Here is a 14,563-nt window from a genome sequence, read left to right as displayed (position 1 = left end):
AGTTCGAGATAGTAGGACACTATCATCGGCACCGTCAGCGTCGGATCAATGTGCAGAAGCTTGAGCTCCGATGTGATTTTTCCATCCGGATCCTCCATCGCGCAGGCGGCCACGCCGCGGAATACCTTGGCGGGAAGGGCAATGATTGTCGGTGCGCCGCTTAAATCCTGCATGCGTCGGACCACCACACCACGCTGGTTGAGCGTGAAGGTCACGTCGCCATAGTTGTCACTCGTGGTGTAGCTCACCGTCTCCGGCAGGCGTGATGGGTCGAGACGCCTGTTGCGGCCGGTCCAAGAGCTCGTCTCCGGTTCAGTATGAGTCCGCTCACCATCGTTCATCACTGGCACCTGGAAAGAGAAGGGGCCTGAAGCACAGCACGCAACGAATGCCCCGAGTGGGCCCGCATCCTTTGCGGCGCCGCCGTCTTCGGCTTGCATCCAGCAACAGCTGCGTGCCTCCGCAATCTCCACCCCTCATTGAGGTCGAATGGATGTACCCCATTCGAACTCTAAGCAAACGTCCTACTGCCACAGAAATAGCAGTGCATTCTGCATTAGCGATTACTAATTTATATCAATTTTTCGGTAACTTTGGCTAAAGGGACCGTCGGCTGCGCTATGCAACGGAGTGTGTACGCGGCGCAATGTCGACGCAGCGCAACGAGACCGACAAGCCCGATGCGCTGGGCATCGCCCACATCATTGCGCACCTGCTGGTTCCGACAGGCCTTTCGGAAAGCTGCTACCGAACGCGGTTTCTGCTGACCCACCGACGCAATAAGGCCAAGTTCCTTGACCTGGAGAACGCCTCCGCCACCCGCTGAAGTCGTTCTCGGCATCCGCTTGAGGCAAGGTCGGTCGGGCAGGCGGCACGCTAGGTTGGTCGCGTCGATCGGAGGGGTCCGTCAATCGCCAAGGGATGGGGCCGCTCATCACTCACGCGCACCATGGTCATGCTCAGTATGCCGATCATCAGCGTCATCTGTCGGCAATGTAATCGACGATGACGGTGACCATGGCGACGATGATGATCGGCATGATGCCGACGACGCTGTCGGCGACACGCCGCCCTGTAGCAATGGCGCGCCTGGCCGGGCAGTCGTTCGTCGAAAGCGAAGGCCGCCGTTTCCTAGCCTGTCGCAATCCCGATCCGCATCAGTTTACGGCCTGCCTGCGTTCGACCGCCGCGCCCCCCGAGCGCGAGCATCGAAGAGGGACTTCCGAAGAAAAAGAAAATAGGCCGCCCAACGAGGTGTTGGACGGCTCCAGTTGCTGAGAGGTGAGCGGTGGTCCAAAAATTGCTTAGCCTCGAACCGCGCCGCCCAAGACAAAGCCCTTACGAAACACACGGTTGAGCACCAGGTATAGAATTACGACTGGCGCAGAATAGACAATGGAGTACGCCGCTACGCCCCCGTACCGTGTGACGTTGGCGGCCAGGAAGGAGAAGATCTTTACCGGGCTAGGTTGCATGTCCGACGATGTGATGAGGACCAGCGGAGCCAGGAAATTCCCCCATGTGTTAACGAAGGCGAATATGGCACCGGCAGCGATGCCAGGCATGGCTAGCGGCACGACCACGCGCCACAAAATTTGGGCTGTATTCGCACCCTCGATCCGCGCCGACTCCTCAAGGTCGAGTGGGATGGCATCGATCGCATTCTTGACGATGAAGAGCACGAACGGAAGCGAAGTCACGCCCAAGAACACCGCGGTCGGGATCATCGACAACCAGTTCAGAGATGCGAATATCTGGTAGACCGGCACGATCACGATGTTGATCGGCACGCCGGACAGGAACAGAACAATCAACAGCGTCGCGCTTTTGAACGGAATGTAACGACGCGAGAAGGCATAGCCTGCAAAAATGGACGGAACCGTCGCGATGATGGTGGCGATCATCGAAATAATGACGCTGTTCAAGATTCCCCGCATGCGCCCGGGTTCGGCGACGGAATAGAAGTTATCCATCGTTAGCGTTGGAAGATGGACCTGTCGGCTCGCCGTAGCGTCAACTGACGCAACGATCAGCCAGGTGAGCGGCAGAACGAAAAGCAGACCGCAGAAAAGCAGTGACGCGTTGACGGCCGCGCGATCTAGCGTGAAACGGCGATCCTTTACCTTGGGCGCATCATCCAAAACCGAACCTGCGGCCCTGAAGCGCCCTTCTTCAACAATGATGCTCATTGGTGGCCTCCTCGAATACTTCTAGGCGATTTTTTGAGCCCGATTTAGCCAGCGGTCGATGCCGACAAAGGCCAATCCAAGCAACGCGGCCATAACGACAATGACGTTACCAAGCAGGGCACCGTAGGCCAAATTGCTGAAGCTGAAGCCCTGCAGGTAGGAATAGACGGGCAGGATGTTGGTTTTCCCACCTGGACCGCCACCCGTCATCATGAAGACGAGCGTAAAATTCCCAAAGGACAGAAGCGTCATCATCAGCACCGAAGTCATGATGGTGGGCCTTAGCATGGGAAGGGTAATGCGCCACAATCGCTGTGCTCCTGAGGCGTTTTCGAGCATGGCGGCTTCGATCATGTCCCGGGGGATATTCTTCAGCGCCGCGGCGAACATGAGCATGGACAGGCCGCATAAGGACCAGGCATTGGCCGCGGAGACGATCGTCATCGGGAACTTGAACAGCAGATCGGAGCCAGGCATTCCCAGAACTGTCGGAAGGACACCGCCAGCGGTCGACACTGCAAACCAAACAACCGCCACCGTTGCCGGCGGAAGGATGCAGGCGAGCATCGCGAGAGCACCAACCATGGTGCCGAGAGCCGGGAGAGCCTTTTCCATCAACATCGCGAGAATCAATCCCACGACCGTCGAGGCTATCGCGCCAGCGCCGACCACAAAGTAGATGGTAAGCAGTACGGAGTGATAGAACTCCTTGTCGCGGAACATATACAGGATGTTGTACGTGCCCGTGAACCGATAGTGGAGAGCATTCGCCCCAATGAGCTGGAGGTTGGTCAGACCCAAATAGAACGCGTAGGCGATAGGCACCACGAACATTCCCAGCAACAGCAGCGCCGCCGGGGAAAGTAGGAGGGCGCTGCTCCATTCGTATCGCTGTCGATCAAGCCGAGGCATCACCATCGTAGTCACCTTTTTGGGTTCGAGAGCTCTTCCCACGGCTTGATCCTTGCAATTGTCACATAACCGATTGGCAGATTATTTCTTGACCATCACCTGGTCGGCACCAAGTTGGTTGGCGACATAGTCGTTCATCTTCTGGACCGCATCGTCGACCGACACCGTCGGGTCGAGCACAACAGCCTCTGTAGCGGTGATGAAGCCCATGGCCCAGACCGGGTAGCCCGCCTTGAGAGGTATGCCGACGGATTGCGGCAAGAGCTTCTGGAAGCCCTCCTGGAATGGATCCAACGCCAACCAGTCCTTGTCCTGCCTGGCTTCAGGGGTTGGCGGCGTCCATCCATTCAATGCCGCTGTCAGGATATTGCCTTTCGTCATCTGCAGTTCGATGAACTTCCAGGCGATGTCCTTGTTTTTGGAGTTGGCGTAGATCGAACTGCCCCAACCGCTGAGCGCGGACCCAACCCCGGGTGCTTGGCCATTCACGGTGGGCAACGGAGCATAACCCACCTCATCTTTGGCATTCGGATAGTAGGGTGCGGACACCTTCTTGACCCATTGCAGGCTGAACCAGTTGCCAGCCAGTGTGATCCCGATATGATGATTGGGGATTTCCGTAGGGGGCGTGGCGATCGCAGTCGCATTGAGGAGCTGAGAGGCCGGAGCAAGCAGTCCTTCGGCCGATGCCGTCCGATAGGCGTCGATCACCTCACGGATACCCTTGCTATCCACCACCCATTTCTGGCTGCCGGCATCGTAAATGGTCGGATCGGATGATCCCAGCAGAAGGCTGTTCGGTCCGTAGGATGCCGCGCTGGCTCCCTGCGCGGTGCCGGTGGACAGCCAAAGCGGCCAGGCATCAGGGCTTGAAGACTTGATCTTGCGTGCCGCGTCGAGAACGTCCTTCCAGGACTTCGGCTCCCAAGGCATCGCGATGCCTGCCTTGTTGAAGAGGGTCTTGTCGTAGAGGAGACCCATCTCGTTCTCGCCGTGGCTGATTCCGTATGTTTTCCCGTCGAGGGTGTACTCTGCCTTCACGGAGTCCGGGATCGTCTTGTACCAGTCGGACTTAGCAGCGTACTCGCTAAGATCGGCCAGGTAGCCGCTTTCAATCCATTGGACGATGTTCTGGTTGGAGAGTTCTGCCAGGTCCGGCGCCGTATCGGGCGAGCGGTAGAGCAGCCCCATCTTGTTCTCGAAATCCTTGTAGCTTCCAGGGACTGGGATGGCCTCGACGGTAACGTTCGGGTTGGCCTTCTGGAATTGGTCGATGACGCTCGCCCAGTATGCTTTTCCGAGCTCTGGAGTCAGCGGGACGAAGTCCTGAGAATACGCGATCCTGAGCGTGACCTTGTCCTGCGCAAAGGCAGGCGCTTGGAAAGCAATCATTGTTGCCGTAATCGCAAGAGAACCGAGAATGACTCTCTGCGATATTTTGTTTCTATTGCGCATGCTATTCCCCTTATTTGTGCTGCACGGTTAGAGATGGGTCGAAAGGCGACAAGCTGCCCGGCTTGTGGGCATTTACGTCGATTGTCAGCAGCGCATCGCCAGTTTCCGGGTCGAAGAGGTGGAGGTCGTGGATGTCGAATGCAAGGTCGACATTGTCGTCGACTTTCACGGGAGCGAAGCTTGGGAACTTTGCGTTCACCAGCGCCTCGCCGATCTTGACCATCACGAACGATTCAGCGCCCGTGGTTTCGATGCTGATGACCCTGCCCGAAATGCGCTGATCGCAGCGGGAGGGAGCATCTTGCACCCAGTGCAAGTCCTGGGGCCTGATGCCGCCCTGCACTTTGGGTTTCGCCTTTTGCGAAAGAGCAGCAACCTGCATGTCGGACAACTTGAATGAGCCGCCGAGGAGCCGAACGGATGCACGCGATTCGATCCCGAAGAGATCGCCATCGACGATGTTCATCTTGGGAGAGCCGATAAAACTTGCGACCTCTCGATTCAACGGGTTGCGAAACAACTCTTGTGGGGTGCCGATCTGCATCAGGCGACCGCGAGCGAATACGGCTATGCGATGACCCATCGTCATCGCCTCCACCTGATCGTGCGTCACATAAACGGTAGGGATGCCCAACCTCTTCTGAAGGTCGGAGATTTCAAATCGCATTTGGGCGCGAAGCGCGGCATCCAGGTTGGAGAGCGGCTCATCCAGGAGAAAGAGCTTCGGCTCGTGGATCATGGCGCGGCCGAGAGCGACGCGCTGCCTCTGACCACCGGATAGTGCCGCAGGTTTGCGGTCCAGCATGGAAGTTAGGCCGAGCATCTCGGCAACGCGTCGAACGCGCTCCGTACGCTGCGCCTTGGGCTCGTGCCTCACTTCCATCCCGAATGACAGGTTCTTCGCAACCGTCATGTGCGGATAAAGGGCATAACTCTGGAAGACCATCGAGATGCCCCGCTCCCCCGGAGGAAGCAGCGTTACGTCCTTGTCGTCTATCCAGATCCGCCCATAGGATGGTGTCTCCAACCCCGCGAGCATTCTCAACGTCGTCGTCTTTCCGCAACCCGAGGGACCGACGAGCACCAGGAACTCGCCATCGTTGATCTCGAAATTGAGTTCTTGTACCGCGGTGTAGTCTCCAAACATTTTGGAGACACGCTCAAATCGAACTTTCGTCATCGGCTCTCGCGCTTCCTTCTTCCAGGTCTCGCCGGACTGCTCAATTCATGTCAAGCACGAACCGTGCCAGATTCTCGACCTCTACCTAAGCTTTTGAAATACGACACTTTTATCAGGATGGTCTCGCCGATCTTTTCCGTCGCTTGAGACGCACTTGCTGACTTAGCTTACGTCTCAGCATTGAGACTTCCGGGAACGCGCCAGCGAAATCAACCCGAGTGGGAGCGTACCGCTTCAGTCAGCGTGCCGCTCAGCTTCTTCCATTCCCGCTACGCGCACAAATCCCTTGCGATGCCACAGCATGCAACGATCGGCATTTTCATTCGGCAAAAGGATGTCGTGAATGATGCCTACAACGATCGAATGCGAGTATCCGTCGTACGTCGCCGCGATCCGGCAATCAAAAGCGACGGAAGAGCCCGCAAGCAGGGGCGCGCCGGTTTCCTGCATGATCCAAAGCGCGCCCTCAAATCTGTCGGTGCCCTTGGCTCGGGCGAAGTGCTCTGCGAACGCCCGAAGCGTATCGGGCAGCACGCTGCATCCGAAGAACCCTTGCCGCAGAACTGCGTCGTGCGCCGTTGCAGTTTTATTTATGCATACGATTATCGACGGCGGATCGGCAGAAAGGCTGCAAACGGCGGTTGCCATCAGCCCACTGGGAGTACCGTTTTCTATTGTCGTAATGGCTGTAACGGGACCAGCAAATCGCTGCATGGCCTCGCGAAAATCGTCAGCTCTAATCACGATCTTGCTCCTCGCCTACTGTCTATGAGGGTACCAGTGCCGTGTCGTGCGTCACGAAGCGTGTGTTGAGATACGCCTCAAGCGCTTCGCTTCCGCCCTCATAGCCGTATCCGGAGTCCTTGACTCCGCCGTACGGTGTTTCAGGTAAGCCCAGCCCGATGTGGTTGATGCTGAGCATCCCGGCCTGGACCTTGCGTGCAAGAACGTTGGCCGTGGCGGCGCTTGATGTCCAAGCATAGGAGCCGAGCCCGAATGGCAGCCGATTGGCTTCGGCCAATGCCTCGTCGAGGTCCTTGAAACGGCTCACCAAGGCGATCGGGCCGAAAGGCTCCTCGTTGAGTGCCCGCATGCCCAGCTTGACATCTGACAGGACAGTGGGCGCATAGAAGTAGCCCTGGTTGCCAATTCGCTGGCCGCCGGCTTCCACGCGCGCACCTTTGGCCACCGCGTCCTCGACGATGGCCTCCACCGCGGCGCGTCGCTTCTGTCCTATCAGGGGACCCATGGTCACGCCATCTTCAAGGCCGTTGCCCACATTGATCTTGGCCACGTTTTCCAGAAATCTCTCCATGAAGGGTTCGTACGCGCCGGCCTGCACGAGAAACCGCGTCGGTGAAATGCATACCTGGCCCGCGTTGCGGAACTTCGATGCCGTCAAAGCCCTTGCGGCCATATCCAGATTGGCATCATCCGCTATGATGACGGGCGCATGCCCTCCAAGCTCCATCGTCACGCGTTTCATGTGGCTGCCAGCCATGGCAGCCAAGTGCTTTCCGACTGCGACTGAACCCGTGAACGAGACTTTTCGTATCACCGGATGAGGCACGAGAAACTCCGAGACCTCGGCGGGCGGGCCAAAAACAAGATTGGCCACGCCGGGCGGCAATCCCGCTTCCTCTAGGGCCTGGAAAAGCTGTGCCGGAGCCCCTGGAGCTTCCTCGGGCCCCTTGACGATGATCGAGCAGCCAGCGGCAAGCGCGGGCCCAAGCTTCCTCACGATTTGGCTCATTGGAAAGTTCCACGGCGTGAAGCCAACCGCCGGTCCGACCGGATCCTTCAAAGCGAACTGGCTAATCGCCACACCGCGAGCCGGGATGAGGCGGCCGTAGGTTCGGCGCCCCTCCTCGGCGAACCAGTCCAGGAGATCGGCACAGGAACCCACCTCAAGGCGGGATTCAGCTAGAGGCTTGCCCTCATCCATCGTCAGGATACGCGCAATTTCGTCCAGACGGGCGCGCAGTATGTCCGCGGCGCGCCTGATGATCTTGCTTCGTTCATAAGCTGACATTGCACTCCAAATGGCGAAACCCTGTTCAACCGCCTGAACTGCGCGCACGAGGTCTTTCCTGTCAGCATGTGCGACTGTGCCCAGACGCTCGCCGGTCGCCGGGTTATCGACATCGATGGTCCGCCGTCCTTCGGCATCCGACCACTCGCCGTTGATGAAAAGTTTCACGTCTCGATAAGCCATCTCTTTCCTCGCAATTGGCGAGACTTGCTCGCGCTGAACCACATTCGGCGAATGAGCGCCTCGCGGTGGCGCGCATTCGACAAAAGAAGATGGGGAGCGCCAAGCAAGCCCTGTGCCACCCGCAGAAGATGGCCACGCATTCAGGAAATCAGCGCAGTTGGATGCGGTAGTCTCACATTTGAGACTGAGGTCGCAAAGCGGTTGACTCCAACGGCTTTGACGTATCTCATGACAAACTCGTTAGCCGGGTCGGAGGTCTAACCAGTCTCAGCTTATGGACCGTGCGAAGGATCATCTAGCCCAAATTGAGTCGACTGTTCAGTCGCTTTCGACGGCGGAAGTGACTGCGCGTAAGGATTGGCGTGCCGAGTCGTGGATTCGCTGTATCGGCGAGCACAAGCTGGATCCCACGAAACCCAAGATCGTCGATCTTTCGCAACGCGAGCTCAAGCTGGAGCGCGAGTTGTTTGACAATGACCTCGCCATGGCATGCGAGGAACTTGAGGGCGCGCTAGCGATTATCCAGGAGGGTGGCTATAGCGCCTACATCACAAATTCTCACGGCACCATTCTCGCGGAGCGCCGCAGCCGCGACAACACCTACCATTGCTCAACGGACCGCGTCGGTGCCGTTTGGAGCGAAGAGGTGGGCGGCACGAATGCTATCGGGACCGCTATCCGGAACCTGCAGCCTACAGCCGTGCTCCTGAGCGATCATTTCTTTGCCGATTTCACGGCCCAGGCCTGCGTCGGTGCCCCTTTCTTCGACCCCGACGGCAATTTGCTTGGTGTCGTGAATTTCTCAACGCGCAACCCTGCTGTCCAGGAGAGCACTCAGAAGGTCGTGTTCGGTGTGGCACAGAACGTGGCCCGGCGGCTGGAGAGGCGATATTTTCGCGACCGCTTTGCCAAGAACGCAATACTGAACCTGAGCGGTAATCCGCTCGCACCAGCAATGCTCGCCGTCGATCTCGATTGCCGTCTGGTTGGTGCAAGCAGGGCCGCGCGCCAACTATTGTCGCTTAACGAGAACGCGTTCGGATCGCGAAGTTTGTGGGGCCTGTTCGAAAAATCAAAGGAAGTATCGACGCTAGAGGCGATCTACGAAAAGGAAACTCGCCTCCGTCAAATCGGGACTGCACGAGAATTTGAAATTCGAGGCACTCGTCCGCGCGCGCTGGGTCCGTCATCTTCAAAACCTGCAGTGTCGGACAAGAAGCCAGTGCCACCTATCCGATACAGGCCTACTCTCAGCGACTGCGTGGGCGACGACGAGAAGATGCGCCAAAGCGTCACTCTGCTGCGCCGCTTCATAGGGTCCGGGCTTCATATCTTGCTGTTGGGAGAAACGGGCGTAGGCAAGGACACCTTGGCCCGGGCGCTGCACGACGACAGTATGCGGTCCGGAGGGCCCTTCGTTGCGTTTAACTGCTCTGCGGTTCCAGAATCGCTGATCGACAGCGAACTGTTTGGCTATGCCACCGGAGCGTTCACTGGCGCCAACAGGGACGGAAATTCTGGGCGCATCGTCGAATCGGATGGCGGCACCCTCTTCCTCGATGAAGTGGGGGACATGCCCTTGGTTCTGCAGACACGATTGCTGCGGTTCCTTGAAACTGCCGAGGTGTCGCCTCTGGGAAGCGGAAAGCTCCGACATGTCGACACGCAAGTCATCGCTGCGACAAATCAGGATCTAGCCACCGCGGTTGAGCAAGGAAGGTTTCGAAGGGACCTTTACCATCGCCTTGCAGGTGTCGTTGTCTCCATCCCGTCGCTGCGGGAACGGAAAGACCTAGATCGCATCATCGACACCATCGTTCTTCAGTACCAGGGCAATCGACGTCTTGAGCTGACAGACAGGGCGAGAGTCGCACTCCGGCACCACAACTGGCCGGGGAACATTCGCGAGTTGCGAAACGTCATCCAGCGGGGAGTCATGATCGCAGATGACGCCAAGATTGATGTGGAGCACCTGAGTTCGGGCGGTTTTTTTGTCGCCCCTGCTTTCGACGGCCCTGAGGCCTCGCCGCGCGGAAGCGATCTGGCATCCCCTCAACGTGCCGAGCGGTCCGATGCCCTCGACAAGGCTTCGAGTTTTTCTGAAGGCAACGCCAAGGCGATCATTGCCAATGCTGAAAGAAACGCTCTCGAGCATGCCATCAAACAGTCAGGGGGAAATGCAGAGGACTGCGCGTTTCGCCTTGGAGTGAGCCGAGCCACTCTGTATCGCAAGCTCAAAAAGCACGGCCTGGAATTAGGATAGCGATGGTTAGGCTGTCACCGTACGCCAATGCGAAGGCCTAGCCTTCCAGGCAAGCTGGCTGCGAACTTGCCAATCCAAGTCCCCTGCTCTCCCAAGTCCTCCGCATCTTCGCAGTTCAATACGCCCCACTGAACAAATCGCCCGCCGAAAAAGCGGAATGGTTCTGGAGGCAATTTGGGCTGTCGCCTGGTGCAGAATGGTGAAAGCGACCATTCGTCTTTCGTCTGGAGGGCAAGCGAGGCGAGGGTTTCGCCTCCGATGTACGTCGCATTGATGCCGTGGCCCGTGTAACCACAGCCGTAGTGGATTTGCGTTCCCGGCAACGTTCCGAAGAATGGCAAACGGTCGGACGATACCTCGATCGGCCAGCCCCAGGTCGTGTCGATCCCCGCGCTTGCGACGGCGGGCAGAAAGCGCGCAAGCGCTGCAGCAGCCCGATCCGTGCTTTGGCGGTCGCGCCGCAGTATGGGGTTGGTATCGTCGCGCCCCAGCGACATGCGGCCGGACCCAGAGCCAACAAGTACCCGTCCGTCTGGCGTTGTCCGAAAATAATGTTGGAACATTCGCAAGTCGGCCATTCCACGCCCGGAGGTCCAGTTCGATGCGGCCAGTGCTTCCGGAGACGGATTGGACATGACCGGGAAGCTCGAAAAGATCGTCGTTCGCGATGCTACTTCCGGAAGGACAAGCGCGCCCGTGTAGTTGGCCAGGATGACTGAGTTTGCGACGACCTCGCCTGACCGGACGGCCACCTGGCATGGCGGTCCGGACGCGATCTCAAGTGCGGGAGATAGTTCGAATACCTGCACTCCGGCAGCGAGCACCGCCTCACGCAAGGCATTCGACAGGCGAGCGGGATTGACTGTAGCGCCTTCGCTGAACAGGAGGCCCATGCTGAAGGCGTGCGAACTGCAATAGGCTGCGAGCTCGATCGCATTCAGACCGCGAACCGTATGGGGCACACCGAGATCTCGAGCGGCCGACAGCAGCGAGGCCACGCTCTTCTTCTGAGCCGTGCTGGCCGCGACCCGCAGATATCCGTCTTCCCTCCACCAAGTGCTGCGGCCAGGCGCAGTCGCAAATGCCCGTATGCCGTCCTGCGCGCGCGTTCCAAGCCGCGCTACCTCCATAGCCTTGTCACGGCCCAGAAGCGCGCTTAGCGACTGAATGGCACCCCAATATCCGTGAACGTTCCCGCCGTTGCGGCTGCTGGCACCATCTCCGCATCGTCCGGCTTCCAAGACTATAACACTGCGGCCGGGATCTCTCCGCTTGAGGGCCAGAGCTGCCCACATGCCCGTAAATCCGCCGCCGACAATGACAGTGTCTGACGACTTCTTTCCCATCAGTGGAGGAGCCGTCGAAACGGCGCTTTCGCGCCGCAGATCCTTCTGCCACCAGGAGAACTCGGATGGGTTTTGATTGTCCAAAGAAGCAGAGAGGCGGATCGTGCGCATGTGTCGACTGCTATGCTACCTGTTGCTTTGCGGCCCGGTTGCCCCTTATGAATTCCGACGCGCGCTCGCCAATCATTATCGTCGGCGCGTTCAGGTTGCCTGAGACGACGCGCGGCATAATTGAGCTGTCCGCGACCCGCAGTCCCGAGAGGCCGTGCACTCTCAGGAAAGGGTCGACAACAGCGAGCGGATCCGTCCCCATCTTGCAGGCACCGGATGGATGCAATGCTCCCTGCCCGGTACGTCGGACAAACTCCATTCTGTCCGCCTTGCTGGTCAGAATCCGGTCAGGCCGGATAGGCTTCCTGACGTACTTTTTCAAAGCCGGCTGGGCGAGAATTTCCTGTCCGATACGAACTCCCTCGGCAAGGCATTCGATGTCGCTAAGCTCAGCGAGATAATTTGGATCGACCGCCGGTGACTTCATGGGATCGCTGCTACGGAGCGTGATAGTCCCTCGCGACAACGGCCGCGATTGATAGACGTTCACGGTGCAGCCATTGCCACTAGGTGTCGATTCAGCCCCCTCTTCGACACCGGCACCGGGGAGGAAATGGTACTGCAGGCTTGGCAAGGGATCTGCCGCGTCGCCATACCAGAGCAAACCGCCTTCGCAGATGTTGGAATTAACAGGTCCGCTGCCGAACAGGGCGTACTGTAGCCCGGCCCACGCTTGCCAGTGCAATTTCTTGTACTTGTCGTAGCTGTGGGGCCCCGTGAGGTCGTAGATCAGGAACATGTCGAAATGATCCTGAAGGTTCTGGCCCACTCCCGGAAGGTCATGCACAACAGGCACGCCGACAGAACGCAGATGATCGGCTGGTCCGATACCCGACAGCAGCAGCAGATGCGGGGAACCGATGGCACCCGAGCTTACGACGACCTCGCTGCCGGCCCTGGCTTCGGTCGGCCGACCATTCTCCAGATATTTTACGCCGACGGCACGGCCGGACTCGATGATTAGGCTCAGCGCCTTCGCATTGGTCTTGATCGTGAGGTTTTTCCGGAGGCGTGCCGGCTTCAGGTAAGCTACTGCCGCGCTGCTTCGTCTACCGTTGCGCATCGTCACCTGATAGAGGCCACAGCCTGCCTGCGAGCCCGAGTTAAAATCCGGATTGTAGTTGATGCCCATATCCTGGCAGGCACGAAGCCACGCTTTGGTCAGGTAGTGAGTATAGCGCTGGTCAGAGACACCGAGCGGCCCCCCTTGCCCGTGGACCTCGCCACCAAACCTCTCGTTGTCCTCGGCGCGCCTGAAATACGGCAGGACGTCGCGGTAGGACCATCCGGGGCATCCATCTGCGGCCCAGCGGTCGTAGTCTTCCGGGCAGCCGCGCATGTAGACCATCGCGTTGACCGAACTACCCCCGCCAAGCACCCTTGCCTGAACAAACTCGGGCGTTGCCCCGCCTTGATGGCGTTGCGGCTCAAGGCGATAGCGAGTGAGCAAGTCTCCCTTGGCGGTCTTGAAGTAGGTGACAGGCATGTGGATGTAGGGATTCCAATCGCTTGGTCCCTGCTCGAGCAACAGCACCTGCGCATCCGGATCTTCGCTCAGCCGCGACGCGATTGTGCAGCCTGCGGAACCCCCGCCGACGACGATGAAATCGTACATTAATTCACCCTTGGCGCGGATCTAGACGCGCTGCTGGTAGTAAACTGCATTCCGCTCAGGCAAGCCATGGCTTGCCACGGAAAGAGAGCGGCGAGAACACGCCGCTCTCACGTGGCTTCGGGCCGAAGCTTACTCTGCGGCAACGAGTTGCGAGCAGTGCTGGCGCAGCTTGGGCATGACCTGCGTCGCGAGCAATTCCATCGAGCGGCGATGCAGGTCCGGCTTGTCCCAATCCTTCTGTGTCATGATCAGGGTTCCGAACGGCCCTCCGACATCGTCGACGAAGGCGACGAGTTTATCCAGGACGGTTTTCGCCGAACCTGACATCACCATCCAGTCGAGACAGTTCTTGCGGGTGATTTCGCTGTCCGGCGTCGTGATGGACGGCTTGAGCACGCCCAGCAGCTTGAAGGCTGCCATGTCCTCTATGATGTAGTCGTAGTACCAGCCGACCGACGAATAGTCGCTCGCCAGATAGTCGGCCGCCTCTTGGTCGGTTTCGGTAACCAGGATCGACCGTGCGATGCGCCAGCTGTTTCGGTCCGGCCGACGTCCAGTCTTTTGCGCGCCAATGACATATTGCTCCCAGTGCGTCCTTACGTTCGCAGCCGGGGTGAAGTTGGCTGACACCATTGCCCAGCCTCGTTCGCCAGCCTGCCGGGCGCTGCTGGAGGAAGGGCTCATCACGGAGATGGCGAGCTGCGGGTACGGGTTCTGATACGGCTTGAGCATCGGCCCGAAGCCGAGGCTTGGAATGAGCGTCTTCTCGACGACAATGTCCCAGAACTTCCCGCGAATGTTGTACGGTGGGTTGGAGTCCCAGATCTTGTGGATGATCTCGATCGCCTCGGTTACCATCTCCGCGCGGTTCTTTTCGCCGGTGCCGAACAGCTCGATATCGGTGACGAGGCCTCCAGGCCCGACACCCATGATGAACCGTCCCTGGCTCAGGTGGTCGAACTGAGCGACTCGTGCCGCCACAACGGCAGGGTTCTGTTGCGGGAGGTTGAGAACGCCCGTCGCGAACTTGATGTTGTTTGTGGAGTTGATCAGCGTCGCCATGAACTGAAGGGGGTCCGCGATCGGTTCGGACGAGCAAGTGATGTGCTCGCCAACCCAGGCTTCCGAAAATCCAAGGCGGTCGGCAAGGATGATGGCCTCCCTGTCCTGCTGCAGCAGTTCGGTATAATTGCGCCGCGCGTCGTGCAGCGGCATCATGAAAAGTCCGAGTTCCATTTCTCTTCGCTCCTCTAGGCGTTGTGCCGCTGAGAACGCGG

Annotated in this window: 12 protein-coding genes and 1 pseudogene; 3 read left to right on the top strand and 10 right to left on the bottom strand. The window is 58.7% G+C overall.

Going from position 1 to position 14,563, the window contains the following annotated elements; translation table 11 throughout:
* The coding region (locus tag FJ938_RS23920; RefSeq protein WP_246673490.1) for a DUF6101 family protein at window positions 1-341 on the bottom strand (341 nt) is incomplete at its 3' end.
* 284 nt (window positions 342-625) lie between these two features.
* On the opposite strand from FJ938_RS23920, the pseudogene FJ938_RS23915 reads away from it, so the two are divergent.
* Window positions 626-808: pseudogene (locus tag FJ938_RS23915) on the top strand (IS110 family transposase); the annotation flags it as partial.
* Between the two features lie 197 nt (window positions 809-1,005).
* Window positions 1,006-1,278: a hypothetical protein gene (locus FJ938_RS23910; protein ID WP_140698077.1), complete on the top strand. Its 273-nt coding sequence runs from the start codon at window positions 1,006-1,008 to the stop codon at window positions 1,276-1,278.
* 26 nt (window positions 1,279-1,304) lie between these two features.
* Here the strand turns inward: FJ938_RS23910 and FJ938_RS23905 are convergent, their stop codons facing one another.
* The 6 genes from FJ938_RS23905 to FJ938_RS23880 form a co-directional block, all read right to left on the bottom strand.
* Window positions 1,305-2,189: a carbohydrate ABC transporter permease gene (locus tag FJ938_RS23905; protein WP_246673488.1), complete on the bottom strand. Its 885-nt coding sequence runs from the start codon at window positions 2,187-2,189 to the stop codon at window positions 1,305-1,307.
* A gap of 21 nt (window positions 2,190-2,210) precedes the next feature.
* Entirely contained in the window at window positions 2,211-3,107 is an 897-nt protein-coding gene (locus tag FJ938_RS23900) for a sugar ABC transporter permease (RefSeq protein WP_140698075.1), read from the bottom strand.
* Window positions 3,108-3,182: 75 nt separating this feature from the next.
* Complete coding sequence (locus tag FJ938_RS23895) at window positions 3,183-4,556, bottom strand: extracellular solute-binding protein (RefSeq protein ID WP_140698073.1); 1,374 nt, start codon at window positions 4,554-4,556, stop codon at window positions 3,183-3,185.
* Between the two features lie 10 nt (window positions 4,557-4,566).
* The gene (locus FJ938_RS23890) at window positions 4,567-5,736 is read right to left on the bottom strand and encodes an ABC transporter ATP-binding protein (protein ID WP_140698070.1); all 1,170 of its coding nucleotides are present in this window, start codon (window positions 5,734-5,736) and stop codon (window positions 4,567-4,569) included.
* Window positions 5,737-5,970: 234 nt separating this feature from the next.
* On the bottom strand, window positions 5,971-6,480 hold the full coding sequence (locus FJ938_RS23885) for a flavin reductase family protein (RefSeq protein WP_246673486.1): 510 nt from the start codon (window positions 6,478-6,480) through the stop codon (window positions 5,971-5,973).
* Window positions 6,481-6,502: 22 nt separating this feature from the next.
* Entirely contained in the window at window positions 6,503-7,951 is a 1,449-nt protein-coding gene (locus FJ938_RS23880) for an NAD-dependent succinate-semialdehyde dehydrogenase (RefSeq protein ID WP_140698068.1), read from the bottom strand.
* A 274-nt stretch (window positions 7,952-8,225) separates the two neighbouring features.
* On the opposite strand from FJ938_RS23880, the gene FJ938_RS23875 reads away from it, so the two are divergent.
* Window positions 8,226-10,214, top strand: a complete 1,989-nt coding sequence (locus tag FJ938_RS23875) for a sigma-54-dependent Fis family transcriptional regulator (RefSeq protein ID WP_140698066.1) — start codon at window positions 8,226-8,228, stop codon at window positions 10,212-10,214.
* A 14-nt stretch (window positions 10,215-10,228) separates the two neighbouring features.
* On the opposite strand, the gene FJ938_RS23870 is transcribed toward FJ938_RS23875, so the two are convergent.
* The 3 genes from FJ938_RS23870 to FJ938_RS23860 form a co-directional block, all read right to left on the bottom strand.
* Window positions 10,229-11,671: an FAD-dependent oxidoreductase gene (locus FJ938_RS23870; protein WP_246673484.1), complete on the bottom strand. Its 1,443-nt coding sequence runs from the start codon at window positions 11,669-11,671 to the stop codon at window positions 10,229-10,231.
* Window positions 11,672-11,681: 10 nt separating this feature from the next.
* Window positions 11,682-13,286 (bottom strand): GMC family oxidoreductase N-terminal domain-containing protein, encoded by a 1,605-nt coding sequence (locus FJ938_RS23865; protein WP_140698062.1) that lies wholly within the window; start codon window positions 13,284-13,286, stop codon window positions 11,682-11,684.
* A gap of 129 nt (window positions 13,287-13,415) precedes the next feature.
* The gene (locus FJ938_RS23860; protein WP_140698060.1) at window positions 13,416-14,522 is read right to left on the bottom strand and encodes an LLM class flavin-dependent oxidoreductase; all 1,107 of its coding nucleotides are present in this window, start codon (window positions 14,520-14,522) and stop codon (window positions 13,416-13,418) included.
* Between the last annotated feature and the right edge of the window lie 41 nt (window positions 14,523-14,563).

Origin of the sequence: Mesorhizobium sp. B2-4-14, from assembly GCF_006442155.1 — a bacterium.
GTDB lineage: Bacteria > Pseudomonadota > Alphaproteobacteria > Rhizobiales > Rhizobiaceae > Mesorhizobium.
This window is presented reverse-complemented; position numbering and strand designations above follow the sequence as displayed.

Excerpts from the sequence above, each read along its gene's own strand:
- FJ938_RS23910 (WP_140698077.1), top strand. The coding sequence starts at position 1,006 with ATGACGGTGACCATGGCGACGATGATGATCGGCATGATGCCGACGACG.
- FJ938_RS23905 (WP_246673488.1), bottom strand. The coding sequence starts at position 2,189 with ATGAGCATCATTGTTGAAGAAGGGCGCTTCAGGGCCGCAGGTTCGGTT.
- FJ938_RS23900 (WP_140698075.1), bottom strand. The coding sequence starts at position 3,107 with ATGGTGATGCCTCGGCTTGATCGACAGCGATACGAATGGAGCAGCGCC.
- FJ938_RS23895 (WP_140698073.1), bottom strand. The coding sequence starts at position 4,556 with ATGCGCAATAGAAACAAAATATCGCAGAGAGTCATTCTCGGTTCTCTT.
- FJ938_RS23890 (WP_140698070.1), bottom strand. The coding sequence starts at position 5,736 with ATGACGAAAGTTCGATTTGAGCGTGTCTCCAAAATGTTTGGAGACTAC.
- FJ938_RS23880 (WP_140698068.1), bottom strand. The coding sequence starts at position 7,951 with ATGGCTTATCGAGACGTGAAACTTTTCATCAACGGCGAGTGGTCGGAT.
- FJ938_RS23875 (WP_140698066.1), top strand. The coding sequence starts at position 8,226 with ATGGACCGTGCGAAGGATCATCTAGCCCAAATTGAGTCGACTGTTCAG.
- FJ938_RS23870 (WP_246673484.1), bottom strand. The coding sequence starts at position 11,671 with ATGCGCACGATCCGCCTCTCTGCTTCTTTGGACAATCAAAACCCATCC.
- FJ938_RS23865 (WP_140698062.1), bottom strand. The coding sequence starts at position 13,286 with ATGTACGATTTCATCGTCGTCGGCGGGGGTTCCGCAGGCTGCACAATC.
- FJ938_RS23860 (WP_140698060.1), bottom strand. The coding sequence starts at position 14,522 with ATGGAACTCGGACTTTTCATGATGCCGCTGCACGACGCGCGGCGCAAT.